We start from the raw sequence: 8,392 nt of genomic DNA on the forward strand, positions 1-8,392 counted from the left end.
ACCGGCCGCCCCGGACAGCTGGTTCGAGGTCGGGAGCGGCTACCTGATCCAGACCGTCGTCATCGGTGCGCTGGCCTACGACCTGTGGGAGCAGACGGTCTGGACCGGCTTCCTGCAGTCCCGGCTGCTCGATCGCCACGGCCTCCTGCGCAGCGCGTTGCTCACCGCGCCACTGTTCGTCGCCATCCACATCCCGCTCGGCTTCGCGCCCCGGCTGGACGTGGCCCGACGCCCTGCTGAACCCCGGGCTGCTGGTCGTGGCAGCGCCGTTCCTGCGCTACCTGATCGGCGTCCACTACCTGGGCACCGGCGGCAGCCTGCTCGGTCGGCCTGCAACACGCCTCGTTCAACGCCGCCGTGGCCTTCGGGTTGGAGGCTGGGAGTTCGTCCCCGCCCTGGTGGTCCTCACCCTGTTGGTCGCGCTCGGCCACCGGCTCGCGAGGGATGTCCGGGTCAGGCCGTCAGCGGCCCGAACACCGGCGTCCACGGCCACGACCGGCTCTCCACGATGACCCCGCGCAGGCTGTACGGGTCCTCGTCGATCCGTTTCCGCAGCTCCTGCTCGTCCGCGACGTCGTAGACGAGCAGCCCGCCGGAGCCGTCCCCGAACGGCCCGGCCTGTCGGACGACGCCCTGTCGCACCAGCTCGCCCAGGTACTCCCGGTGCAGAGGACGGACCTCGTCGAGCAGTGCCGTGTCGTCGGTGTAGCGCCAGACCACCGCGAACAGCGCCATCAGTCCCGCTTCCCGGTCAGGAAGTCCACGGCGAGGGCGTTGAAGACCTCGTGCTGCTCCCACTGCGGCCAGTGGCCCGCGTCCTTGATCACCTCGAACCGGGCGTCCGGCATCTTCTCCGCCATCGCCATGCCGGCGGCCGCGGGGCCCGACGGGTCGTCGCTGGTCCAGACCACCATCGCCGGACCGGCGACGGCGGCGAGTTCCTCGTCGGTGACGAGGTTGCGCGCCCGGATCTCCGGGTCCTGCAGGCACAGCAGGTGCCGCATCGACTCGGCGAAACCGGGCCGGGCGTAGATCGTGCGCCGGATGTCGACGAGCTCCTCGGTGACCGAGGACGGGTCGGCCATCAGCCACTCCAGCCGGGCCTGGATCCGCTCGTGGCTCGGGTCGTCGGCCGCGGCCTGCGACAGGCTGCGGATCCGCTCCATCACCTCGGGGGTGGCCATCGTGCCGCCGGGGGTGTTGAGCAGCACCCGGCCCACGCGTTCCGGATGCGCGGCCGCGTACTTGAGCGCGAGCCAGCCGCCGAGGGACTCCCCCGACAGGTGCGCGCGCTCGACGTCCAGCGCGTCGAGCAGGCCGTCGAGGTGCTCGACGTAGTCGGGGAGCTCGAGGTCGCGGGTGGTGTGGGTGGTCCACCCGTGGCCCGGGTACTCGTAGGCGATCACGCGGAAGTGCTGCGAGAGCGGCACGAGGTTGTGCGCGTAGGCCTCGATGTGGCCACCGGTGCCGTGCATGAGCACGAGCGCTTCGCCCTCGCCCGCCTCCAGCACCCGCGTGCGCCACTCCCCGACCTGCACGTAGCGGACCGTGAACTCGAGCCCGGCCAGCGCGGACCAGATGGACGGCCGGCTCATGCGGCCCTCACCTCGGCCTTCAGCGCGGCCAGCACGTCGGCGGCGGTGATGACCTCGCCGAGCATGCCGAGGCTGGCCAGGGACGCCTCGTGCACCTCGGGCGCGGCGGCGCTGCACGCGTCGGAGACGACGATCGTGCGGTAGCCGAGGTCGCCGGCACTGCGCGCGGTGCTCTCGACGGACATGTTGGTGGCGACCCCGGTGATCACGACGGTGTCGACGCCGCGGCCGCGCAGGACGGTGTCCAGCTCGCTGCCGACGAACCCGCTGACCCGCTGATGGGTCACCACGATGTCGCCGTCCTGCGGCGACAGCTCGTCGACGATCGCCGCCGCCGACGTGCCGTCGACCAGGCATCCCTGCTGGCCCACCATGGCGAGCAGCGGGAAGTTGCCCACGAGGTCGCCGTAGCCGGGCTGGAACGCGACCCGGGTGAAGACCACCGTCGAGCCAGCCGCGCGGGCGGCCTCCTGCAGCGTCTTCGTGGTCGGGACGACGCCGGCCGCGGTGGCCTGCTCGGCGAAGAACGCGCCGAACGCGCCCTCCTGCGTGATCACGTCGTTCTGGTAATGCACCGCGATGAACGCGGTCCGGCGGGGGTCGAGCTCCATGACGGCTCCTCGGGATCGGGGTCTCGGGGTCGGGGTGTCAGGCAGGGGCGGTGCGGGCGGTGCGGGCGGTGGTGAGCCCGAACCCGGCGATCCACTCGGGGATCGCCTCGTAGAAGGAGGTCTCGACGCGGTAGTCGCCCGCCGTACCGAGCGCGGCGTAGGCGGCGATCCAGGTGCGCACCTCGTGCGAGGAGTGGCCGGCATGCTCAACGAACCAGTCGTTGGGCCGGCCGTCGAGGCGTTCGAGATCGCCCGAGGCGAGCAGGGCCATCAGCTCGGCGTCCCACTGCGGGTTGAGCGGCATCAGGTCCGACTCACCGGCGGCGAAGGCGGCGATCGCGCCGACGACCCGCGACTCCCGCACCGCGCGCTCCTCCGGCGTCGGGTTGCGCCCGGAGATCAGCCGTTCGCTCACCTCCGGCGCGGCGCCTTGCAGCTGAGGCACCGGCGGATCGTGCGACAGGCCGCCGGAGCCCATCACCAGCACGCGCCGGTCGAGCGTCGCCGCGGCCCGGCCGACCGCGGCGCCCAGCAGCCGCGCCCTGGCCACCGGGCCCAGGGGCTCGGCGACGCAGTTGAGGAAGACCGGGACGACCGGGACGGCGTCGATCGCACCGAAGAGCAGCTGCAGCGGCTGGGAGAACCCGTGGTCGACCTGCATGCGCTCGGACACCGCGATGTCCAGCCCGTCGGCCAGTACCTGCGCGGCGATCTGGCGGGCGGCCTCCGCGTCGACCGGCAGCGGGCCCTTCGGCAGCCCGTAGTCGCCGACGGACTCGGCGTCCGCGGCGATGCAGAACGGTGGCATGACTTCGTAGAAGAAGCCGTTGTAGTGGTCCGGTCCGAAGAGGACGACGAGTTCGGGGTCGTAGTCACGGATGAAGGCACGTGCCTCGTCGAACGCGGCCGCGACCCGGGCGGAGACGTCCGCGCCCGGGTCGGCCTTGCCCATCAGCGGGGTGTGCGACGTCGTGCACAGCGCAAGCGTCATCGTTGACTCCCTGCTAGCATTCTAGCGTTCCAACGGATTCTAGGGTGCGCGGACGGCCGCGGACAAGGTCCGTTGCGGGGACGACGCGGACGTGGCCGGTGCGGCGGGCCGCTCCGGCGGCCGGCCCCTGCCGGCCCCGATAAGCTGCGAGGATGGCCATGAACGGCGACGAGGGCAGCTGGCCCGGTTCGGGATTCGGCCCGGGCCGTCGGCCGAACGCGCGAGGCCTCGGCTCGCTGGTCTACGCGCAGATCAAGGAGCGGCTGCTCGAGGGTGCCTTCGCCGCGGGCGAACGGTTGCAGGTCGAGGCGCTCAAGACCGAGTTCGGAGTCAGCAAGCAACCGGTCATGGAAGCGCTGCGCCGGCTCTCCGGAGAGGGTCTCGTGGAGATCATCCCGCAGGTCGGCTGCCAGGTGTGCAGCTACCCGCACCAGGAGGTCGAGGACTTCTTCCGGCTCTTCGGCGCGATGGAGGGCACCCTCACCGAGATCGCGGCCGGCCGCCGGACGGACGCCCAGCTCGACCGGCTCGCCGCCGTCGAGGGCCGGATCGACGCCCTGCGCTCGGTCGACGATCCGGTCGAGCGCAGCCGCGGGTACCGGGCCCACAACCGCGCCTTCCACGGCGTCGTGCACGAGATGGCCGGGTCCCCGGTCATGGCCGCCATCGTTCAGCGGATGTGGGACCTGAGCGATTTCCTGATCAACACCAACGGCGTCCTCACCCCGTTGTCGCACGCGCTCGAGCAGCGCCATGCCGACCACGAGCGGATCCTCGAGGCGCTGCGCGTCCGCGACGGTGCGGCGGCCCGCAAGGAGACCGAGGCCCACATCGTCAGCACGCTCGAGATCATCTGGGAGCCGGCGGCCCGGTCCGGCGACGGCGTCGAGCCCTGAGCGTCGCGGCCTCACCGGAGCGCGTCGGCGAGCAGGCCGACCTGGTCCGCATCGGCGCCGCACGGATAGAGGACCAGCTCGTCGCAGCCCTCCCCCGCCAGCTGCCGCACGGCGTCCCGTACCGCCCGCGGGCTGGTCAGCGCGGTGGACGCCAGGCTCGTGGCGGCCTCCGCGGTCACCCCGTAGTACTCCGGCAGGTACTGCTGCGCCTGCGTGGGGCCGTCCACGCCGAGCGCGACGTACCCCACCGCCAGCAGCCGCGGGTCCCCGTCGCGGTCGTGCCGCCGCCATGCCTCGCGCACCACGGCCGCTCCCTCGGCGAAGAACGCGGTGCTCCCGGCGACCCAGCCGTCGCCGATCCGGCCCGCGCGGTCCAGCGCCCGGGGCGAGCGGCCACCCAGGACGAGGCCCGGCCGGCCACCGGGTGACACCGGCCCGATGGTCCCGGCCGGTCCCGCCGACGCCCACGTGCGCCGCAGGGCGTCGACGACGTCCTCGAGCCGCCGTCCCCGGCCGGCGAACGCCGTCCCGGTCGCCGTGTAGTCCGCCGGGCGGACGCCCACCCCCAGCCCGAGGGTGAACCGCCCCCCGGACAGCGCGTGGAGGGTGGCCGCCTGCTTGGCCAACAGGGCCGGCTCCCGGGTCGCACCCAGCAGCACGTGGGTGGCCAGGGCGATCCGCTCGGTGACGGCCGCCGCGGCGGCCAGCGTGAGCAACGGCTCGTGGTTGGCGTAGACGACCCGGTCCAGCGCGGCGAGGCTGGAGAACCCGGCGGCCTCCGCCCGCCGGGCCCAGCCGAGGATCTGCTCTGGTCCCGCTCCCGGGACGGCGGCGGGCAGCCCCACCCCGACGCGCATCGGCGCCCGATCAGTCGAGGCCGAGCGACTTCAGCGCGGGGATGACGTCCCGGCTGTAGAGCTCGTAGGAGCGCAGCGTCTGCTCCCTGGTCAGGGTGCCGAACGAGCCCCAGAAGATGATGTTGCCGCACTGCAGGGTCTCGGCCTGGGCGACCAATTGGTCGCGCACCGTCTCCGGTGAGCCGACACAGACGATGCCCGCCTGCTGCAGGCCCTCCCAGCTGATCGGCCCGGAGGTGAAGGGCCGGAAGAACGACGAGTAGTACTCGTAGCCCGCCGGCACGTCGTCCAGGTCGTCGAAGATCGCGTGCTCCTTGAACAGCGCGAAGAGGTGATCCAGCGCCGGCTCCGCGATGTCCCGCGCCTGCTCGTCGGAGTCCGCGACGAAGATGTTGCGCATCACCGCGAGCTGGTCCGCGCTCGTCGAGTTACCGGCATCGGCCGCGGACTTGCGGTAGCGGTCGAACATGTCCTTCGTCTCGCCGATCGGCAGGAACGTGTGGCCCATCTTGTAGCCCTTGCGGCCCGCCCACTCGACGGTCGCGGGGCTCAGGGCCGTGATCCAGACCGGCGGGTTGGGCTGCTGGATCGGGCGCGGCCAGATGCTGACGTCCTCGTAGTCCCAGAACCGGCCGTGGTGGGTGAACGTCGGGTTCTGCCACGCGGTGTGGATGAGCTCCATGCCCTCCTCGAAGCGCGGCCGGGTCTCCTCCATCGCGATGCCCTGGCGGAGGAACTCCTGCTCGTCGACGCCCCGGCCCATGCCGACCTCGAGCCGGCCACCGGTGAGGTAGTCGAGCATCGCCGCCTCCTCGGCGAGTCGGCGCGGGTCGTGGAACGGGATGATGTTGGCCATCACCCCGAGCCGCATGTTCCGCGTCAGCCGCGCGATCGTGGCCACCAGCAGGTTCGGCGACGGGCTGACGTTGTAGGCGGTGAAGTGGTGCTCGCTGAAGAAGATCCCGTCGTAACCTTGCTCGTCGGCCTTGAGCCACGACTCGAAGTGCCAGTCGTAGAGCTCCTGACACTTCTGCGGGTCGAAGTCGGCCGGGTCCGGCGAGTGCGGATAGTTGAAGATGTCGAAGATCCAGCTCTTGACCACGGAATGCTCCCTTGCACTCGACGAAAGGCCTGGCTCGGACGAACGGGGTCAGCGGGTGGGGTCGGTCCACCTCGGCGAGGCGAACTCCGGGCGCAAGGTCGGCTCGAACCGGTCGAGCTTGATGCCGATCTTCGGCAGGACCTTCTCGACCAGCAGCTCGTTGCTGCGCAGCATCTTGTCGACGGGCGCGGGGCCGATGCCCATCCACAGCACGAGCAGCTCGATGCCGAACATCTCGATGGTCTTCTCGAGCTTGCGGGCCACGGTGTCGACCGAGCCGGTGATCGAGTACCCGCGGTCGACCATGGTCCGGTAGTTGTTCGGGATCGGCCCCTCCTCGCCCGGGTAGCGCAGGGCCTCGTTGAACCCGAAGTGGTCGTGCCAGGCCGGCCAGATGAAGCCCAGGGCGTCCTCGCCGATCGCCATGGCCTCCTCGTCGGTGTCGGCCACGACGACCTCGCGGAAGTGCCCGACGTTCTGACCCCAGCCGATCGACGGGTCCCGCAGCTTCGCCTCCTCGTGGTAAGCATCGAGGCAGGCCTTCACCGTCTCCTCGATCGGGCTGAAGATGATCGGCCAGCCACCCTCCCGCGCCGCCCAGCGAATGGTGTTGGGGCTGAGCGTGAAGGGCACCATCAGCTCGATCGAGGCCGGGTCCTGCAGCGTGTTCGGGGCGATGCCGATCTTCTCCACGGTGCCGTCGGCGCCCACGGTGGACGGCGCCATTTCGCGGGTCCCCGGGTGGTCCCAGGTGATCCCGGGCGGCGGGACCTGCCAGTGCTTGCCCTGGTAGGCGAACTCGCGGTTCGCCCAGAGGCCGCGCACGACCTGGTAGGCCTCCTCGAACAGCTCGCGGTTGACCGCGTCGTGCTCGGCGTACTGCGGGTCGGTCGCGTACGTCGCGACGGCGCCGTTCTTCTGACCGATCGTGGTGACGTGGCGGCTCTGGTAGCCGCGGGCGAACCCGGCGAGCATCCGGCCACCGCTGAAATGATCGAGCATCGCGAGGTCCTCGGCCACCAGGATCGGGTTGCGGGCCGGCAGCACGGTCGCCATCTGCCCGATGCGCAGCTTCTTCGTGATCCCCGCGGCCCACGCGCCGAGCAGGATCGGGTTGTTCGACATCTCGAGGCCCTCGAGATGGAAGTGGTGCTCGGAGAAGGCCGCGAAGTCGAAGCCGAGGTCGTCGAGCTGGCGCAGCACAGCGGCGTTCTCGAAGAGCGCGCGTTGGTAGAAGTTCGGGTTCGCCCCCGCGTAACCCTGCCGGTACTGCTCCGGAGTCGCCGCTGCACTGGGCAGCAGGAAGGTTCCCAACCGCATTCCCGGACACCTTTCGACGCCTACGAGGCCGCCGTTGGCCTCCTAGAATGCTTGCATGCACCACGTGGCCTGAGTCACTGTCAAGGACGTGCTTGCCCGGTCGTGTGACGGGGGTTACGGTCAACAAGCACGCTAGCATTTCAGTTGCTCCGGCCTGAGAAGGGACCGTCGATGCCCGTCCGTACCGGTGCGCAGTACGTCGAGAACCTGCAGAAGCACCCCCGCGAGGTGTGGCTGCGGGGTGCGCGCGTCGACGACGTCACCACCCATCCCGCCCTTCGTCGGCCGATCGAGCAGATCGCCCGGCTCTACGACCTGCAGCACGATCCCGAGCTCGCCCCGGTGCTCACCGCGCCGGGTCCCGACGGGGCCCGGGTCGGACGCGCGTTCCTGCCGTGCCGCACCCCGGAGGACCTGGCCGCGAGGCGGGCCGCGTACCGGGCGTGGGCCGAACCGACGCTGGGCCTGATGGGCCGCTCGCCGGACTTCCTGAACACCACGCTGATGGCGTTCACCGAGTCCCCCGGCGTGTTCGCCAGGCTCGGGCAGCGGTACGCCGACAACATCGCGCGCTACTACTCCTACGTCCGCGACAACGACCTGTTCCTCACCCACGCGCTGATCACCCCGCAGACCGACCGCTCGAAGGGCGCGTCGGAGCAGCAGGAGCAGTTCCTGCACATGGGCGTGGTGTCCGAGACCGACGAGGGACTGGTCGTCCGCGGCGCCCGGATGCTGGCGACGCTCGCCCCGATGGCCGACGAGCTGATCATCTACAGCCTGCCCGGCCTGCGCCCCGGCGACGAGCGCCACGCCGCCTGCTTCGCGATCCCGATCGACACCCCGGGCCTGCGGCTGATCTCCCGCGCCCCCTTCGACGACGGCACCCGGCACCCGTTCGACCACCCGCTGTCCTCGCACTTCGAGGAGGCGGACTGCCTCGTCGTGTTCGACGACGTGCTGGTGCCGTGGGACCGGGTGTTCCTGCACGGCGACGTGGAACTGGCCAACGCCCTCTAC

General features: G+C 71.1%; 9 protein-coding genes. 2 read left to right on the forward strand and 7 right to left on the reverse strand.

Annotated elements, in window-relative coordinates:
• Positions 1–453: 453 nt before the first annotated feature.
• Genes JWP64_RS01705 through JWP64_RS01720 form a run of 4 tightly spaced genes read right to left on the reverse strand, consistent with a single transcriptional unit; the run spans position 454 to position 3,197 of the window.
• Positions 454–735 carry a YciI family protein gene (locus JWP64_RS01705; RefSeq protein ID WP_297491411.1) on the reverse strand — a complete coding sequence of 94 codons (282 nt, stop codon included), beginning with the start codon at positions 733–735 and terminating at the stop codon, positions 454–456.
• Positions 735–1,595: an alpha/beta fold hydrolase gene (locus tag JWP64_RS01710; RefSeq protein WP_297491414.1), complete on the reverse strand. Its 861-nt coding sequence runs from the start codon at positions 1,593–1,595 to the stop codon at positions 735–737. Before JWP64_RS01710 ends, JWP64_RS01705 begins: the two co-directional genes overlap by 1 nt.
• Positions 1,592–2,206 (reverse strand): cysteine hydrolase, encoded by a 615-nt coding sequence (locus JWP64_RS01715; protein WP_297491417.1) that lies wholly within the window; start codon positions 2,204–2,206, stop codon positions 1,592–1,594. The genes JWP64_RS01710 and JWP64_RS01715 overlap by 4 nt, the downstream gene beginning before the upstream one ends.
• A 37-nt stretch (positions 2,207–2,243) precedes the next feature.
• The gene (locus JWP64_RS01720; protein ID WP_297491421.1) at positions 2,244–3,197 is read right to left on the reverse strand and encodes a 3-carboxyethylcatechol 2,3-dioxygenase; all 954 of its coding nucleotides are present in this window, start codon (positions 3,195–3,197) and stop codon (positions 2,244–2,246) included.
• A gap of 152 nt (positions 3,198–3,349) precedes the next feature.
• Between JWP64_RS01720 and JWP64_RS01725 the strand changes: the two genes are divergently transcribed.
• The gene (locus JWP64_RS01725) at positions 3,350–4,093 is read left to right on the forward strand and encodes a GntR family transcriptional regulator (RefSeq protein WP_297491423.1); all 744 of its coding nucleotides are present in this window, start codon (positions 3,350–3,352) and stop codon (positions 4,091–4,093) included.
• Positions 4,094–4,104: 11 nt separating this feature from the next.
• Here JWP64_RS01725 and JWP64_RS01730 read toward each other — a convergent pair whose 3' ends face one another.
• From JWP64_RS01730 to JWP64_RS01740, 3 genes are read right to left on the reverse strand one after another with little or no spacing between them, the layout of a single operon-like run.
• A complete protein-coding gene (locus JWP64_RS01730) occupies positions 4,105–4,950 on the reverse strand; it encodes an LLM class flavin-dependent oxidoreductase (protein ID WP_297491425.1) in 846 nt (281 codons plus the stop codon).
• Positions 4,951–4,960: 10 nt separating this feature from the next.
• Positions 4,961–6,052 (reverse strand): LLM class flavin-dependent oxidoreductase, encoded by a 1,092-nt coding sequence (locus JWP64_RS01735; protein ID WP_297491428.1) that lies wholly within the window; start codon positions 6,050–6,052, stop codon positions 4,961–4,963.
• Positions 6,053–6,100: 48 nt separating this feature from the next.
• Positions 6,101–7,372, reverse strand: a complete 1,272-nt coding sequence (locus tag JWP64_RS01740) for an LLM class flavin-dependent oxidoreductase (RefSeq protein WP_297491431.1) — start codon at positions 7,370–7,372, stop codon at positions 6,101–6,103.
• Positions 7,373–7,543: 171 nt separating this feature from the next.
• Between JWP64_RS01740 and JWP64_RS01745 the strand changes: the two genes are divergently transcribed.
• On the forward strand, positions 7,544–8,392 hold an 849-nt coding region (locus JWP64_RS01745), incomplete at its 3' end, for a 4-hydroxyphenylacetate 3-hydroxylase N-terminal domain-containing protein (RefSeq protein WP_297491434.1).

The organism is Pseudonocardia sp., assembly GCF_025465255.1.
Lineage (GTDB): Bacteria > Actinomycetota > Actinomycetes > Mycobacteriales > Pseudonocardiaceae > Pseudonocardia.